Here is a 17,169-nt window from a genome sequence, read left to right as displayed (position 1 = left end):
GCGTGTGACTCGCCTCACCCAATCGTTGCCGGCCTTGCGCCGTTCATTTGCCGATCACCTGCCTGAATCCGCATCAGAGCGCCTCCAAGCTTGCGAAGCCGCATCACATGCGGAAGACGCCGAAGCGCGTGCTCGCGTCACCCGGCGCGCTTTCGATCGGCGCGTTGAAGCTCGCCGACAGCGCGAGACCGAGCACGCGACGCGTGTCGGCCGGATCGATGATGCCGTCGTCCCACATGCGCGCGGTCGCGTAGTAAGGGTTGCCCTGCGATTCGTACTGCTCGCGTATAGGCGCCTTGAACGCGTCTTCCTCTTCGCTCGACCAGGACTTGCCGGCCGCTTCGATGCCGTCGCGCTTCACCGTCGCCAGCACGCTCGCGGCCTGTTCGCCGCCCATCACGCTGATGCGCGCGTTCGGCCACATCCACAGGAAGCGCGCGCCGTATGCGCGGCCGCACATCGCGTAGTTGCCGGCGCCAAAGCTGCCGCCGATGACGACGGTGAACTTCGGCACGTGCGAGCACGCCACCGCCGTCACCATTTTCGCGCCGTCCTTCGCGATGCCGGCGTTCTCGTACTTGCGGCCGACCATGAAGCCGGTGATGTTCTGCAGGAACACCAGCGGGATGCCGCGCTGGTTGCACAGCTCGATGAAGTGCGCGCCCTTGAGCGCGCTCTCGGCGAACAGGATGCCGTTGTTGGCGACGATGCCCACAGGATAGCCGTGCACGTGCGCGAAGCCGGTGACCAGCGTCTTGCCGTAGCGCGCCTTGAACTCCTGGAACTCGCTGCCGTCGACCACGCGCGCGATCACTTCGCGGATGTCGAACGGACGACGCGTGTCCTTCGGGACGATGCCGTACAACTCGTTGGTCGGGAACGCCGGCTCGCGCGACTCGCGCACCGCGACCGGCAGCGTCTTGCGGCGATTGAACGTGCCGACGATGTCGCGCGCGATCTGCAATGCATGGCGGTCGTCTTCGGCGAAGTGATCCGCAACGCCCGACACGCTGGTGTGCACGTCCGCGCCGCCGAGCGCTTCGGCGTCTACGACTTCGCCCGTGGCCGCCTTCACCAGCGGCGGGCCGCCGAGGAAGATCGTGCCCTGTTCCTTGACGATGATCGACTCGTCGCACATCGCCGGCACGTATGCGCCACCGGCGGTGCACGAGCCCATGACGACGGCGACCTGCGGGATGTTCTCCGCGCTCAGCCGCGCCTGGTTGTAGAAGATGCGCCCGAAGTGTTCCTTGTCGGGGAACACCTCGTCCTGCAGCGGAAGGAACGCGCCGCCGGAATCGACGAGGTAGACGCAGGGCAGGCGGTTCTCGCGCGCGATCTCCTGCGCGCGCAGGTGCTTCTTCACCGTCATCGGGAAATAGGTGCCGCCCTTGACCGTGGCGTCGTTCGCGACGATCACCACTTCCTGGCCCATGACGCGGCCGATGCCGCAGACCATGCCGGCGGCGGGCGCGGCGTCGTCGTACATGCCTTCGGCCGCGAGCGGTGCGATCTCGAGGAAAGGCGAACCGGGGTCGAGCAGCGCGGCGATGCGATCGCGCGCGAGCAGCTTGCCGCGTTCGGTGTGCTTCGCACGTGCCTTCTCGCCACCGCCGCCGGCAGCGCGAGCGAGGCGGGCGTCCAGTTCGTCGACCAGCGCGCGGTGGTAGGCGACGTTGTCCTGGAATTCCTGCGAGCGGGGATCGATGTGGGAAGTCAGTGCGGGCATCGATGCAGCGGCGTGCGGAAGATGCGGCATCAGACCATAAAGCGCGGGAATGGGCCAACGGTGCCGCGCCTGCGCGCCACGCGTGCGCAAAGAAAAGGCCCGCGCGAGGCGGGCCTTTCCAGTGGAACGATCGCGCGCCTTACTTGCGTTCGGCGGCTTCCTGCTCGGCCTTCTCCGCAGCGTTGTCGGCCTTCTCGGCGACCTTGCTCGCCGCGTCGGCCGTGGCCTGCGCGGCGTCGGCGGTGGCAGCTGCCGCACCGGCCGCTGCATCGTTGGCTACTTCGCGCGAACGTTCGGCGGCGTTGTCCACCGCAACGCTCGCGCGATCGGCGGCTTCGCTGGTCGCAGCCGCCGCAGCCTCGGCCGATTCCTGCGCGGCGTTGGCGGAGGCGTCGGCGGCCTGGTTGGCCGCAGCGGCGGCTTCGGCCGCTTCGCTCTGCGTGTCGGCCTGGTGGCAGGCCGACAGCGACAGCGCAGCAGCGGTCATGGCAATGGCGACGTAAAGCTTGGTGTTCATGGGTTTCTCCGTGTGACGGGGTTTGGGTCCCAGCCGGGGCGCACGATGCCAGCGGCCGCGCGAAGGAAAAGTCATCGTCGGGGACGCCGATGCCCGGACGGATGAATCGTGGAGAAACCGTTGCCGACCGAACGCATGCCGGTCGTTACACGCGCGATGGATCGTCGGGATCGGGTCGACGCATGCGGGTCGACGGGCGCGATAGCGGCAAATCGGTCCGATCGCGATGCATGTGCGGATGCCACAAATGAAAAAGCCGCCGGAAATCCGGCGGCTTCTTCGAAGCGGTAATCACCTGGGCAATTGCTTGCCCGCGGTTATTACTTCTTCTCTTCCTTCGAAGCTTCGGCAGCCTGGTCGGCAGCGTCAGCAGCCTGGCCAGCGGCGTCAGCAGCCTGCGAAGCGGCGTCGGCAGCGGCGTCGGCAGCGGCCGGAGCAGCAGCGGCGGCGGTGGCGTCGGCCGAAGCGGCGGCGGCGTCAGCAGCCTGGGCAGCGGTGTCGGCAGCAGCCTGGGCAGCGTCGGCAGCAGCGGCGTCGCCCGAAGCAGCGGCGTCGGTGGCGGCAGCAGCGGCTTCGGTCGAAGCAGCGGCGGCGTCAGCAGCGGCTTCGTCAGCCTGCTTCTGGTTCGAGCAGGCGGCCAGAGCGGCAACCATAGCCAGGGCGATCAGCGCCTTGTTGAAGGTCATGATTTTTATCCTCGTCGTTTAGTTAGGCAACGCGCAATTGCGCGTCAATAACATGATGACAAGCCGGTGACGCGTGTCAAGCGGCTTGGCCGGTTTTTTTTAGGTAATGCGTTTTTAACGCCTTATAGCAGCTCGATGGCGACAGCGGTAGCCTCGCCACCCCCGATGCACAGCGAAGCCACGCCCTTCTTGACGCCCCGTGCACGCAGCGCGTGCAGCAACGTCACCACCAGGCGGGCGCCGCTGGCGCCGATGGGATGCCCCAGTGCAACCGCGCCGCCGTTGACGTTGAGCTTCTCGTGCGAGATGCCCAGGTCCTTCATCGGCGCCATGGCCACACAGGAAAACGCTTCATTGACCTCGAACAGGTCAACGTCCTCGACCGACCAGCCGGCCTTGGCCAACACGTTTGAAATCGCTTTCACCGGCGCGGTGGTGAACCACTCTGGCGCCTGCGCATGGCCGGCATGCGCGACGATGCGCGCGAGCGGCGTCAGGCCACGCTTGGCGGCTTCGTCGGCGCTCATCAGCAGCGTGGCCGCGGCACCGTCGGAAATCTTCGAGGACGACGCAGCGGTCAGCACGCCATCCTTGCCGAACGCCGCGCGCAGCGTGGGGATCTTCGCCAGGTCGATCTTGCCCGGCTCCTCGTCGGTGTCGACGACGACGTCGCCCTTGCGACCCTTGACCGTGACCGGCACGACTTCGTCCTTGAACGCACCACCGCTTACCGCCGCCTGCGCGCGACGCGCGCTTTCGGTCGAGTACGCATCGAGCGCTTCGCGATCGAAGCCGTACTTGTGGCTCGTCGCATCGCCGAACACACCCATCGCCTTGCCGTCGTACGGATTGGTCAGGCCGTCCCACGCCATGTGATCGAGGAACTCCGCGCTGCCGTAGCGGATGCCGGTGCGCGAGTTGTTGAGCAGGTGCGGTGCATTGGTCATCGACTCCATGCCGCCGGCGACGACAACGTTGGCCGACCCGGCCTTGATCAGGTCATGCGCCAGCATGATCGCCTTCATGCCCGAGCCGCAGACCTTGTTGATGGTCGTGCAACCGGCGGAGGTGGGAAGGCCTGCACCCAGCGCGGCCTGGCGGGCGGGCGCCTGGCCCAGGCCGGCCGGCAGCACGCAGCCCATGATCACTTCGTCGACCTGGTCGGCGGCGACGCCGGCATGTTCGAGCGCACCCGTGATGGCGGCCGTACCCAGCGCGGGGGTCGGGACGCCGGTGTACTGGCCGAGGAAGGAACCGATGGCGGTGCGCTTGGCACCGACGATGACGACGTCGCTCATGAGGACTCCAACTGAAGGTCGAACCGTGACAGCGGCCGGCGCGAGGGGCCGGAACCCTCCGATTATGCGGGGCCGTGCTGCGGCGCGGCAAACCGGGCTCAGCCCAGCTTCAGCAGGACAGGGCGCGGCCACGTCCTGATTCGCCCTGCCGGCGAAACCCCAACGGCTCATAAAGCGAGGGGACGCCGGTCCAGACGAACGCCCCGGCCTGCCGCTCCCCCGGCGCCAAGGATTGCGGGTACGCCTCGACCTCGGTCGCGCCCCGCTGCCGGGCCAGCTCCACCACGGCAGCCACCAGCGCCCGGGCCACCCCGACACCGCGCCAGCGCGGCGGCACATACAGGCAGTTGAGCGACCAGGTATCGGCGGACCATTGGCGAACCAGCGACTTGCTCCGGTCGACCCGCGGGAACTCAGCGCGCGGGCCGATCCCGCACCAACCGGCCGCCTCGCCGTCGACGAATGCGAGCACCCCCGACGCCGCGCCGGCGTTGACGAGTTTGCGAAACGCCTCGCGGTTGGGTTCGCCTTTCGCTGCCTCCCAGGCGCGCCCGCCCATCGGCACGCGCCACCACATGCACCAGCACCCGCCGCATGCACCACGCGGGCCGAACAGCGTTTCGACGATGGACCAGTCGTCGCAACCCAGAGGTCGGGTGTGGATGGCGTTCATCGCGTTCACCGATGTGCGCGGAATGTGGCGCCCGATGCGGTTTCCGTCACCGGATCGTGCCGGTTGATTGTGGACGATCCGCATTGGGTCGATACTCGATTCGCGATCGCTGGGGAGCGATGCGATTTCATTCAGATGGGGAGCGTCATGCATTACAGGCACAAGGAACTGGTGACGGCGATGCGCAGCGTGCTGCTGTGCTCGGGCTTGATGGGGCTTGCCGCGTGCGGCGGCGGTGGCGGCGGCGGGAACGTGCGCGAGACGCCTCCGCTGTATGCCCCGCAGCAGCCGGGTACGCCGCCGCCGAGCACTCCGTCCAATCCGACACCGCCTGTCGTCAGCACGCCCAATCCCGCCTACAGCCAGCACATCGCGCTGACCAACACCGCGGCCGCGCACCAGGCCGGCTTCACCGGCGCCGGCGTACGCATCGGTGTCGTCGACAGCGGCGTGAATCGCAACCATCCGGCGCTTGCGCCGCGCGTCGTGGCGAACTTCAATTACATCGCCTCGCCACCGAACAACCTGCAGGTCGATGACGTGCTCGGCCACGGCACGGATGTCGCGCAACTTGCCGCCGGCACGCCGTTCGGTGCATGGCCGGGTGGTATCGCGCCGGGCGCTCAGATCGTGTCGGCGCGCATCCTGTCCGACACGCCGCCGAAGGACGACGGCACGGGGCAGGGCAACGAAGTCGGCGGCGAACTCGGCATGCGTCAGGTCCACCAGCAGCTGATCAACAGCGGCGTGCGGATCATGAACAACTCATGGGGCGGCCTGTACTGGACCAACACGGTCGCAACCAATCCGATCGCCGACGAATACCGCCCCTTCGTGCTGAGCAACAACGGCCTGGTGGTGTTCGCTACTGGCAACGACGGTCGCCCGAACCCCGACAGCATGGCGGGACTGCCGAGCCAGCCCGGCCCGAACGGCACGCTGCCCGCGGCGGACCTGGAACGCGGCTGGCTTGCGGTGACCGGCGTCAATCCCAACAACGTGCAGCAGCTCGACATCGATTCCAACGGCGCGGTCTACGCCAACGCGTGTGGCGTCGCGATGCGCTATTGCCTGGCGGCGCCGGGTACGACGGTGTTCACCGGCGTCAATGACGGCCCGACCTCGCCGTCGTACTGGCGCGGTTCGGGCACCTCCTTCGCTGCGCCGCAGGTGTCGGGCGCAGCGGCGCTGGTGTGGCAGGCGTTTCCGTACTTCAGCAACGACCTGGTGCGACAGACGCTGCTCGGCACGGCGACCGACCTCGGCGCGCCGGGCGTCGATCCCGTCTTCGGCTACGGCCTGCTCAACGTCGGGCGCGCGATCAACGGACCGGGCCGTTTCGACTGGGGCGTGACCAGCGTGGACGTCACCGGCATGAGTCGTCCGTGGAGCAACGCCATCGCCGGCAGCGGCGGGTTGCGCAAGCGTGGCACCGGCACGCTCGCGCTGACCGGCGCGAATACCTACACCGGCGCCACCATAGTCGAGCAGGGCACCCTGGAAGTGCAGCGCGCCATGCCGGGCGGCGCGACGGTAGCCAGCGGCGGACGCCTGCGCCTGAACGCCGGACTGCAGGGCAATCCGGTCGCGGCGAACGTCGGTGCGCTCGACAACACCGGCACCCTTGAATTCCTCGGCGGCAATACCGCACAGGGCGCGACGTACTCGATGTCGTCGTTCCGCAACAACGCCGGCGGCGCGATGGAACTGCAGATCGGCGCGCACCTGGACGTGTCCGGCACGGCGACGCTCGGCGGCGAACTGCGGCTGACCGGCCGCGCGCCGAACTACATCATCGCCACGCCCAGCATCAACACGCCCACGCGCGAGACCTTCCTCCAGGCCTCTACCGTGACGGGCACGTTCGCCACGGTGACGTGGTCGCCGTTCGTGACCGGTTCGGTCGCTTACGCGGCCACCGACGTATCGCTGCTGCTCACGCGCGCCGACGTCGCCACGGCCGCGTCGTCGATGAACCTCAGCGCGACCGCGCTGTCCAGCGCGCAGCGCATGGAAGGCGCGATGGACCAGATCGACACCAGCGTCGCCAATGGCGAGGGCGCCAGTCTCGACGTGCTCGCGGGGGCGATCGCGTTCCAGGGCACGCCCGATGCGGCCGCGGCGGAGACGTCGCTGTCGAGCCTCTCCGGCGAGCTGCACGTCGCCGACACCGCCTTCGCGATGATGGCGATCGAAGGCAACCGCCGCGCGCTGGAATCGCGCATCGACGCGCTGCAGGACGCGCCGCTCGGCGGCGCATGGTTCGACGACCTCGACTCGCAGCGTGCGCTCGCGCGTTTCGACATGCAGGCCGACGGCTGGATGGCCGGCCAGGATCGCCGCATCGGCGCGCTGACCGTCGGCGCCGCGCTCGCGCAGACCGAGGGCTACGCGCACCACGAGCAGCGTTTCGATCGCGAACACAACCGCCAGCTGGAGGCGCAGTTCTACGCGAGCTACGACCTCGGTCAGGGCTACCTGCTCGGCAGCGTTGCCGTCGGCCGCATGCAGCGCTGGACGCGTCGTGACGTGCTACTCGGCGCGGACGCGTTCCGCCTTGGCACCGACTACGCGCAGCGTTATGCGAGCGTCGGCATGCAGGCCGGCTTGCCGATGAACGTCGGTGAGGGGCGCATCACGCCTTACGTAGGCGTGCAGAACCTGCAGCTTGAACGCGATGGCTTCAGCGAAGCGGGCGCGGTCGGCTTCGGCCTGAGCACCGATGCATCGTCTATGCGCGTCAGCCAGGCCTTGCTCGGGGCGCGGTATGCGACGCAATGGAACGTCGGTTCGATGCAATGGGACCTTCAGGCTCGCGCGGAATGGCAGCGCCTGCTCTCGCAGTCCGGGGGCGACATCCAGGCGCGTTTCACTGCACTGGACGCGTGGTCGCCGATCATGGGCGGCGCGCTGGATCGCGACGTCGGCGTGCTCGGTTTCGGCGTCGGTACGTGGCTGCGCTACAACAGCCGCCTGAGCCTGGACGTCGATGCACGCAGCGATCACGGCGAAACGTGGACGCAGGCGATGCTCAACTGGACGACGGCGTTCTGATCGCATCGTCGGCGCAATGCAAAACGGCCGTCGATGCGACGGCCGTCTCGTTTCAGGCTACGGCTTCGCGACGGCTCAGTGCCGCTCTTCGAACAGCTCGCGGCCGATCAGCATGCGGCGGATCTCGTTCGTGCCCGCGCCGATGGCGTAGAGCTTGGCATCGCGCAGGATGCGGCCGGTCGGGAACTCGTTGATGTAGCCGTTGCCGCCGAGCGCCTGGATGCCTTCCAGCGCGACCTGCACCGCCGCTTCCGACGCATGCAGCAGGCACGAAGCGGCATCCACGCGACTGCGGTGTCCCGCATCGAAATCACGACCGACCTGGTAGGCGAACGCGCGGCTCGACTGCAGCGCGGTGTACATGTCGGCAATCTTGCCCTGCATCAGCCCGAACGTACCGATGGCCGCGTTGAACTGCTTGCGTTCGCGCACGTAGGGCAGGGCGATGTCGAGCGCCGCCTGCATCAGGCCGATCGGCCCGCCGGTCAGCACGAGGCGTTCGGTGTTCAGGCCGCTCATCAGCACCTTCACGCCGCGGTTCACTTCGCCGAGCACGTTCTCGGCCGGAATCTCGCAGTTCTCGAACACCAGTTCGCACGTGTTGGAGCCACGCATGCCGAACTTGTCGAGCTTCTGCGCAGTGGAGAAACCCTTCATCCCCTTCTCGACAATGAAGGCCGTCATGCACTGGCTGCCCGCGTCCTTGCCGGCGGTGCGCATGTAGACGATCAGCACGTCGGCTTCCGGGCCGTTGGTGATCCACATCTTGTTGCCGTTCGCGATCCACGTGCCGTCGCGAAGTTCCGCACGACAGCTCATCGAACCGACGACGTCGGAACCCGCGCCCGGTTCGCTCATCGCGAGCGCGCCCTTCCACTCGCCGCTGCACAGCTTCGGCAGGTACTTCTGGCGTTGCGCGTCGGTGCCGTTGGCGTAGAGGTTGCTCACGCACAGGTTCGAATGCGCGCCATAGCTCAGCCCAACCGAGCCGGACGCGCGGGAGATCTCTTCCATCGCAACCAGGTGCGCGAGGTAGCCCATCTCGCTGCCGCCGTACTCGGCGGGGACCGTCATGCCCAGCAGGCCCATTTCGCCGAGCTTCGGCCACAGGTCCTGCGGGAACCAGTTCTCCTCGTCGATCTGCGCCGCGCGCGGTGCGATCTCGACCTCGGCGAAGCGGCGAACGGCGTCGCGCAGGGCATCGATTTCGTCACCGAGGGGGAAAGGGCGCATGGGAATCCTTGTGTTCGAGAGGGCGGCGCGCGATCGAACGCCGCGCGCGATGCGCCAATTCTAGGCGGAGGCGGTGAATCGGTCGTCGTGCGGTGCAATAAAACCGCGCTTTCAGGGGCTCCAAAGCGAAGCGCCCCGCCACCGTACGCAACGGTGCGGGGCGCGATTGCGCGGAAGCCGTGGCGATCAGCCTTCGTCGTGGACCAGCGGACGGCCGTTCAGCGGCTGCACGTTGCGATTGTTGTGGCGGTAGTGCGCCAGGAACGCCTCGATCTGCTTCTTCGACATCGTGACCGGCGCCGGCAGCACGTACCACTCCACGTTCTCGGTCAGCGGCGGCGTGGTGAGCGAGCCCAGGTAGTGGTAGTAGCCGCGCTGCGCCGGCAGCAACGCGTCGATGTCGACCTCGTGCGGCGCGTTCTCCTTGTGCGCGAGGCTGTCGAGCACCGCCTGCGCCTGCGGATTGGCCTTGCCGACCTGGTACATCACGCCGACCACGGCCAGGCGCCCGTCCTGTGCCTTGAAGACGTAGTGGCCTTCCAGCGGATAGTGCCGGCCGTCGATGGTGTGCTCGCTTTCCGCGTGGAAGTGGAACTGCGTCAGCGCGAAATGCCGGCCGCGGATCGTCGCGTCGGTGGCGTGCGTTTCGACTTCCACCGCGTGGCCGTTGTCGACGGCTTCCATCGGCGCGTGCGTGTGCGTGAACACCAGCGCCTGCGGTTCGTCGTCGCGCGCGGCGACGGTGTCGTGCGTGACGATGTCGATCGGCGACTGCGCCATGTCGTGCGCGGACTGCCATTGCGCCTGATGGTCGTAGTCGATGCGGCCATCGCCTGCGTGGGCTGCGAAGGCGGCGGCGAGACCGAGGGCGGCGAGGGGAAGGGCGATGCGCATGGAGGCAACTCCGAGTGGGGGAATGCCACTTTGCGCCGGGCGCTGAGCGGCGTCTTTCGGAATTGCCTGAAAAGCAGGCCGTTTGTCGCGTACCGAAGCCCGTCATTTCGGCGAGGCCGGAGAGCGGGACCAATCGTGGATCGTCGCCGATACGCTCCTTTCGACCTGCCATAACGGCCTGGGTCCCGGCGTTCGCCGGGATGACGGTGATGGGGCGGTGGCGTCTCGATGCAAGAAGACCCACAAAAGAAAACGCCCGGACAGCCGGGCGCTTCTCGAATCATTGCGCTGCAACCGCTGCCACGTCCTCCGCGGCCCATAGCCCCCTTTAGTAAAGGGGGCGCCGCGGCAGCGGCAGGGATTTGGAGGAAGACTGCTGGGGCCCGAAGTTTGCGAATGCAAACTTTGGGGATTTTCCAGTCGAGACTGGAAAATCAGTGCCCGCCGCGAATCCTGCCCTGGAAACGCGGAGCGCTGCGACCCAGCGGCAGCTTCAGCTTGCCGATCGCGGTGATGCGCTCTTCGGCCAGGCGGTCGGCCGCGCGGTAGGTCGGGATCGCGTCACGCTCGGCGATCTCGAAGATGCGCGCGAGGTTGTGGTAGATCGTGCGCATCATGCGCATGGCGCGCTCGCGGTTGTAGCCGTCGAGTTCCAGCGCCACGTTCATCACGCCGCCCGCGTTCACCGCGTAGTCCGGCGCGTAGAGGATGCCGCGCTTGGCCACTTCGTCGCCGATGGCGTTGTTGGCCAGCTGGTTGTTGGCCGCGCCGCAGATGACCTTGGCCTTCAGGCGGGGCAGGGTGCCTTCGTTGACGGTGCCGCCCAGCGCGCACGGCGAGTACACGTCGGCCGGCACGTCGTAGATCTCGTCCAGGCCCACGGCTTCAACGCCGTATTCCGAGACGGCCTTGTCGACCAGGCCCTTGTTGATGTCGGTCGCGAAGATCTTCGCGCCGCGCTCCTTGAGCAGCTTCACGAACTCCATGCCCACGTGGCCGAGGCCCTGCACGGCGTAGGAGTACTTGCCGACTTCCTCGTCGCCGAAACGCTTGTTGAGCGTGGCCATCAGGCCCTGCAGCGTGCCGTAGGCGGTGAACGGCGACGGGTCGCCCGAACCGCCGTGGACCTGGTGCACGCCGGTGACGTACTCGGTCTCGCGGTACACGTATTCCATGTCGTTGACGTCGATGCCGACGTCCTCAGCCGTGATGTAACGGCCGCCGAGCGCCTCGACGAACTGGCCGAACGCGCGGAACAGCGCCTCGGACTTGTCGGTGGACGGATCGCCGATGATCACCGCCTTGCCGCCGCCGATGTTCAGGCCGGCGACCGCGTTCTTGTAGGTCATGCCGCGCGACAGGCGGAGCACGTCGTTGAGCGCGTCCTGCTCGGTCTTGTACGGCCACATGCGCGTACCGCCGAGGGCCGGACCGAGCACGGTGTTGTGGATCGCGATGATGGCCTTCAGGCCCGCGTCCTTGTTGTGGCAAAACACGACCTGCTCGTGGCCGAAGGTGTCCAGCGTTTCGAAAATCATCGGGTGCTCCGCTGTTGGCGCGAGAGGTTGCGCGTCGCGCTTTACGCCAACTGTGATGGGTAAGTCGTTGAATCGAAATGAAAATGACACTGCGGCCAAGGTCCAGGACCCCGCCGCAGGCGCGACAGTCTAATCCAATCGGCCGGAGGGGACAGGCATGCCGACGGACGGCTTCGCCGGCGCCGCCCGTTCAGAAAGCCCGGTAGCGTCCCTGGCGCAGCCAGAGCGTTGCGAGCCACTTCTCGCCGCGTTCCACCGGTAAGCCGGCGTGCAGCGAATCCGGGTCGGGCGAGCCGTCCGGATGCAGGTTCTCGAACACCACCGCGCGGCCCGGCCGCGGTTCGACGCGCAGCCCGGCGACCGGGAACTCGGTCTGCCCGCCGGCTTCCACGGTGTTGAGGTACGCGCAGATCGTGCGCATGCGGTTGCCGGCTTCCGGGCGATCGCGTTCGATCGAGCTGGGCGGGCGGTAGTCGCGATGCGGGCGATATTCCTGACCGGGCTCGTAGCGCAGGACGACCAGATGTTCGGCGTGGTCGAGCGGCACGCCTGCCGCGCTCGCCATACGCAGCTGCACGCAACGCAGCGCCAGGTCTTCCTGGATCGCGTCGAAGGACGCGTCGCTGCTGGTGCGGATCTCCTGTTCCATCGGCAGTCCGGTGTCCGGATCGACCGTGCGCGAACGCGTCAGGTGCACTTCGGCATTCGCGATCAGCAGCCGGCATTCTTCCGCGCTGAGCAGGCCGTCCACGGTCATCACGCGCGGCCGCGTGGATTGCAGATGCAGGTCGATCGGCTGCAATACGTCGTCCATCGACAGCACGCCCGGCGCGGCTTCGCTCCGTGCGAACTCCGGCACGACGATCTCCGGCAACGGTCCGACGCCGATTGCCTGCAACTGCCCGCGCAGATCGGCAGCGGCGTCGGGTTGCGGAACGTCGCCTTCGCCGTGCGTGATGCGCTCCAGGAACAGCCGCGCCGCGATCACGTCGCCGAGCCCCGCGCCGCGTTCGAGCAGTTGCAGGCAGCGCAACTGGTCCGCCGGATCGGCCTTGCGGCCGAAATGCACGGCAGCCGCGCGCAGCGCCGGCGGGTAATCGGCGCGAACCGCGCGCAGCACGCGCTCGTTGACGCGGCCATCGCGAGGCAACGTGCGTCCGCCCAGCGACATCAGCGCGAGGAAATACGAGGCGATCGGGCTTCCCACCGATTCGGCACGCAGCAGCCATTCGGCCGCGCGCAGCGGTTCGGCATCGCAGCCGACGCCGTACATCAGCATGCGGGCGTATTCGATCTGCGCGTTTGCTAGTCCCGCCTCGGCCGCACGGCGGTGCAGGGTGAACGCTTCGTCCAGTTCGTGCCGTGCCACCAGCGCCGACGCCAGTTGATAGAGCGCCTGCGGCGACCCGTCGTGGGCGCGGCGGCGAAGGTCGAGCAGGACGGCGTCTTCGTTCATGGCGGTTCGCGTGATCGGACGGCGAGTGTAGCCAGAAAGGAAGGGTGACTTTGCCGGGACGGGCGGTTGCTGGAGTCTCACGGGTTCCCCAAGGTTGATGCATCGAATCGCGCGCCGGCATTTCCATGCCCGTCATCCGATCCCCGTCATCCCGGCGAACGCCGGGACCCAGGCCCGCCGCGTCTGAAGCCACCGGGCGACAGGGTTGAACGCATGCCAGCCTGGATCCCGGCCTTCGCCGGGACAACGGCCTTTAGCCCCTCTCCCCCCGGGAGAGGGGTTGGGGTGAGGGTCGGGACGAGCGACTACGCCCTCGCTCGCGATGCCGACTGCCTTGCGCGCCGAGAAGATCAAGATGGATTCCAGCTTCCGCTGGAATGACGACTCATAGCCCCTCTCCCGCGCGCGGGAGAGGGGTTGGGGTGAGGGCCGGACGTGTGACCAGGCCGCGCTAGCAATTCCTATGTCCCGAAACCTACGCCAGAGATGCCACAGTTGCGGCGGCTGCCAGCTCTCCCGCGCCGCACAACAAGCCCCTAATCCCCCTCGGGCTACAATACGGATTCGACCGTTTCCGTATTTCGAGCGTCCATGAGCACCCCCGCAAGCAACCTGCCCGAAGCCGCCACCCCCGCGTTGAATGAGAGCGGCAGCCCGCTGCGGTTCGTCACCGCCGCCAGCCTGTTCGACGGGCACGACGCCGCCATCAACATCATGCGGCGCCTGATCCAGGGGCAGGGGGCGGAGGTCATCCACCTGGGCCACAACCGCTCGGTGGAAGACGTCGTCCGGGCCGCGCTGCAGGAGGATGCCGACGGCATCGCGCTGTCGTCCTACCAGGGCGGCCACGTCGAGTACTTCAAGTACATGGTCGACATGCTCAAGGAGCGCGGCGCCGGCCACATCCGCGTCTTCGGCGGCGGCGGCGGCACGATCACGCCGGAAGAGATCCGCGAACTCCAGGCCTACGGCGTCGAGCGCATCTACCACCCCAACGATGGCATGCACATGGGCCTCGTTGCGATGATCGAGGACGTCATCCGCCGCGCCGGCGATGCGCGCAAGGCCGCGCAGCATCCCGACAAGACGGCCGACATCGACGACGAAATCAGCATCGGCCACACCCTCAGCGCCATCGAGGAGGGCATCTTCGACGAAGCCCAGCTCGCGCACCTTCGCAAGCAATGGCAGCTGGCCGGCGGCAAGACGCCCGTCATCGGCATCACCGGCACCGGCGGCGCCGGCAAGTCGTCGGTCACCGACGAACTGCTCAACCGTTTCCTCGCTGCCTTCCCGGAGATGCGCATCGCCGTGATCTCCGTCGACCCCACGCGTCGCCGCACCGGTGGCGCGCTGCTGGGCGACCGTATCCGCATGAATTCGCTGCGCAGCAAGCGCGTCTACATGCGTTCGATGGCCACGCGCCGCCAGCACGCCGCCACCAACACCGTGCTGAAGGACTGCATCGGGTTCCTCAAGGGCCTCGGTTACGACCTGGTCATCGTCGAAACCGCGGGCATCGGCCAGAGTGATTCGGAAATCGTCGACCTCGTCGATTTCCCGATGTACGTGATGACCAGCGACTTCGGCGCGCCGAGCCAGCTGGAGAAGATCGACATGCTCGACTTCGCCGAGCTCGTCGTGCTCAACAAGTTCGACAAGCGCGGCGCCGAAGACGCGCTGCGCGACGTGCGCAAGCAGTGGAAGCGCAACCGCGTCGCCTTCCAGACCAAGGACGAGGACGTGCCGGTCTATCCGACCATCGCCTCGCAGTTCAACGACCCCGGCATCAGCTGGATGTTCGCCAACCTCTGCCGCCTGCTGCGCGACAAGCTCCAGCTGCCGGTCGACAAGTGGACCCCGGAGATCGACACCTCGCTGAAGGAACCGCGCGCGACCGTGCTGATTCCGGGCGCCCGCGTGCGGTATCTCGCCGAAATCGCCGAGCAGGGCCGCAGCATCAACGCGAAGATCGAAACGCAGGCGGAAGTCGCCGATCGCGCGCAGAGCTACTGGCAGTCGCTCAATGACCTGGGCGACGACGCACTGCCGAAGGCGCTGGACCTCTACGCCGCCGATGCCCTCACCGACGGCGGCGACAAGACGCTCCTCACCCTGCGCCAGCGCTACAACGACGCCGTGCAGTCGCTCACGTCCGAAGCGCTGAAGCTCCTGCGCGACTGGCCCGCGCGCCTGAAGTCCATCACCGACGAAGTCAACGAATACCAGGTTCGCGACAAGACGATCCGCGTCGAGAACTACCGCGAATCGCTGAGCCACCAGAAGATCCCGAAGATCGCGGCGCCCACCTACAAGAGCTGGGGCGAGCTGCTGACCTTCCTGCAGAAGGAAAACCTGCCGGGCTACTACCCGTACACCGGCGGCGTGTATCCGTACCGCCGGACCGGCGAGGATCCCATCCGCATGTTCGCCGGCGAAGGCACGCCGGAGCGCACCAACCGCCGCTTCCATTACCTGTCCGTCGGCCAGCCGGCCGCGCGCCTGTCCACCGCGTTCGACAGCGTCACGCTCTACGGCGAAGACCCCGCCGTGCGCCCGGACATCTTCGGCAAGATCGGCAACTCCGGCGTCAACATCGCCACGCTCGACGACATGAAGAAGCTGTACTCCGGCTTCGACCTGTGCGCGCCGAGCACCTCGGTGTCGATGACCATCAACGGCCCGGCGCCGATCATCCTGGCGATGTTCATGAACACCGCCATCGACCAGCAGGTCGAGAAGTACCTGCGAAGCGATGACGCGCGCTGGAACGAAGCGCACGACAAGATCGAAAAGCTGTTCGAAGGCCGCAAGCGCCCCGAATACAGCGGCATGCTGCCCGAAGGCAACGACGGCCTCGGCCTGGGCCTGCTGGGCGTGACCGGCGACCAGGTCGTCGACGCCGAGACCTACGCCAACATCAAGGCTCAGACGCTGGCCACCGTGCGCGGCACCGTGCAGGCCGACATCCTGAAAGAGGACCAGGCGCAGAACACCTGCATCTTCAGCACCGAGTTCGCCCTGCGCATGATGGGCGACATCCAGCAGTACTTCGTGGACAAGAACGTCCGCAACTTCTACTCGGTGTCCATCAGCGGTTACCACATCGCCGAAGCCGGCGCGAACCCGATCAGCCAGCTGGCTTTCACGCTCAGCAACGGCTTCACCATCGTGGAGTACTACCTCGCGCGCGGCATGAAGATCGACGACTTCGCGCCCAACCTGTCGTTCTTCTTCTCAAACGGCATGGACCCGGAATACACGGTGATTGGCCGCGTCGCCCGCCGCATCTGGGCGCGCGCCATGCGCGAGCGCTACGGCGCTTCCGCGCGCAGCCAGATGATGAAGTACCACATCCAGACCAGCGGCCGGTCGCTGCACGCGCAGGAAATCCAGTTCAACGACATCCGCACCACGTTGCAGGCGCTGTACGCGCTGTTCGACAACTGCAACAGCCTGCACACCAATGCATACGACGAAGCCATCACCACGCCGACGGAAGAAAGCGTGCGTCGCGCCGTCGCCATCCAGATGATCATCAACAAGGAACTGGGGCTCAACTTCAACGAGAACCCCTGGCAGGGCAGCTTCATCGTCGACAAGCTCACTGACATCGTCGAGGAAGCCGTCTACAAGGAATTCGAAGCCATCAGCGAACGCGGTGGCGTGCTGGGCGCCATGGACACGATGTACCAGCGCGGCAAGATCCAGGAAGAGAGCCTGTACTACGAGCACAAGAAGCACGACGGCACCCTGCCGCTGATCGGCGTGAACACCTTCCTGCCGAAGGACCACGGCGGCGACATCGTCACCGAGATCGAACTGATCCGCTCCACCGAAAGCGAGAAGGGCCAGCAGATCGACAACGTCGCCGGGTATCAAGGCAACCGCAACGGCTATGCGCCCGAGGGCTTGAAGGCGCTACAGGCGACGGCGCGGGAGCGTCGGAATGTGTTTGCCAGTTTGATGGAGGCGGTTAAGACGCATAGCTTGGGGCAGATTAGCCATGCGCTTTATGACGTCGGTGGGGAATATCGACGGAACATGTAAGCTTCTAACTCGGGCGCCAGACTGACTGGTGCCCGAGTTCT

General features: G+C 66.9%; 11 protein-coding genes. 2 read left to right on the top strand and 9 right to left on the bottom strand.

The window, feature by feature from the left end; genetic code table 11:
* Positions 1-103: 103 nt before the first annotated feature.
* The 5 genes from DX912_RS07050 to DX912_RS18350 form a co-directional block, all read right to left on the bottom strand.
* Positions 104-1,729 carry a carboxyl transferase domain-containing protein gene (locus DX912_RS07050; RefSeq protein WP_115841823.1) on the bottom strand — a complete coding sequence of 542 codons (1,626 nt, stop codon included), beginning with the start codon at positions 1,727-1,729 and terminating at the stop codon, positions 104-106.
* Between the two features lie 139 nt (positions 1,730-1,868).
* Positions 1,869-2,246: a hypothetical protein gene (locus DX912_RS07045; RefSeq protein WP_115841773.1), complete on the bottom strand. Its 378-nt coding sequence runs from the start codon at positions 2,244-2,246 to the stop codon at positions 1,869-1,871.
* 320 nt (positions 2,247-2,566) lie between these two features.
* The gene (locus DX912_RS07040) at positions 2,567-2,932 is read right to left on the bottom strand and encodes a hypothetical protein (RefSeq protein WP_115841772.1); all 366 of its coding nucleotides are present in this window, start codon (positions 2,930-2,932) and stop codon (positions 2,567-2,569) included.
* Between the two features lie 122 nt (positions 2,933-3,054).
* On the bottom strand, positions 3,055-4,230 hold the full coding sequence (locus tag DX912_RS07035) for a thiolase family protein (RefSeq protein ID WP_115841771.1): 1,176 nt from the start codon (positions 4,228-4,230) through the stop codon (positions 3,055-3,057).
* 109 nt (positions 4,231-4,339) lie between these two features.
* Positions 4,340-4,987, bottom strand: coding sequence for a GNAT family N-acetyltransferase (locus DX912_RS18350; RefSeq protein WP_181902743.1), 648 nt, complete (start codon positions 4,985-4,987; stop codon positions 4,340-4,342).
* A 63-nt stretch (positions 4,988-5,050) separates the two neighbouring features.
* On the opposite strand from DX912_RS18350, the gene DX912_RS18720 reads away from it, so the two are divergent.
* Positions 5,051-7,957: a S8 family serine peptidase gene (locus DX912_RS18720; RefSeq protein WP_181902742.1), complete on the top strand. Its 2,907-nt coding sequence runs from the start codon at positions 5,051-5,053 to the stop codon at positions 7,955-7,957.
* 75 nt (positions 7,958-8,032) lie between these two features.
* Here DX912_RS18720 and DX912_RS07020 read toward each other — a convergent pair whose 3' ends face one another.
* The 4 genes from DX912_RS07020 to DX912_RS07005 form a co-directional block, all read right to left on the bottom strand.
* On the bottom strand, positions 8,033-9,190 hold the full coding sequence (locus DX912_RS07020; RefSeq protein WP_115841769.1) for an isovaleryl-CoA dehydrogenase: 1,158 nt from the start codon (positions 9,188-9,190) through the stop codon (positions 8,033-8,035).
* A 186-nt stretch (positions 9,191-9,376) separates the two neighbouring features.
* Entirely contained in the window at positions 9,377-10,084 is a 708-nt protein-coding gene (locus DX912_RS07015; protein WP_115841768.1) for a carbonic anhydrase, read from the bottom strand.
* A 434-nt stretch (positions 10,085-10,518) separates the two neighbouring features.
* Complete coding sequence (locus DX912_RS07010; protein ID WP_115841767.1) at positions 10,519-11,622, bottom strand: Glu/Leu/Phe/Val dehydrogenase dimerization domain-containing protein; 1,104 nt, start codon at positions 11,620-11,622, stop codon at positions 10,519-10,521.
* Between the two features lie 190 nt (positions 11,623-11,812).
* Positions 11,813-13,078, bottom strand: coding sequence for a 2OG-Fe(II) oxygenase (locus tag DX912_RS07005; RefSeq protein WP_115841766.1), 1,266 nt, complete (start codon positions 13,076-13,078; stop codon positions 11,813-11,815).
* 591 nt (positions 13,079-13,669) lie between these two features.
* Here DX912_RS07005 and DX912_RS07000 point away from each other — a divergent pair.
* A complete protein-coding gene (locus DX912_RS07000; protein WP_115841765.1) occupies positions 13,670-17,128 on the top strand; it encodes a methylmalonyl-CoA mutase family protein in 3,459 nt (1,152 codons plus the stop codon).
* Positions 17,129-17,169: the final 41 nt, after the last annotated feature.

The sequence above is a fragment of the Lysobacter soli genome (genome assembly GCF_003382285.1).
Taxonomy (GTDB): domain Bacteria; phylum Pseudomonadota; class Gammaproteobacteria; order Xanthomonadales; family Xanthomonadaceae; genus Lysobacter_J; species Lysobacter_J soli.
This window is presented reverse-complemented; position numbering and strand designations above follow the sequence as displayed.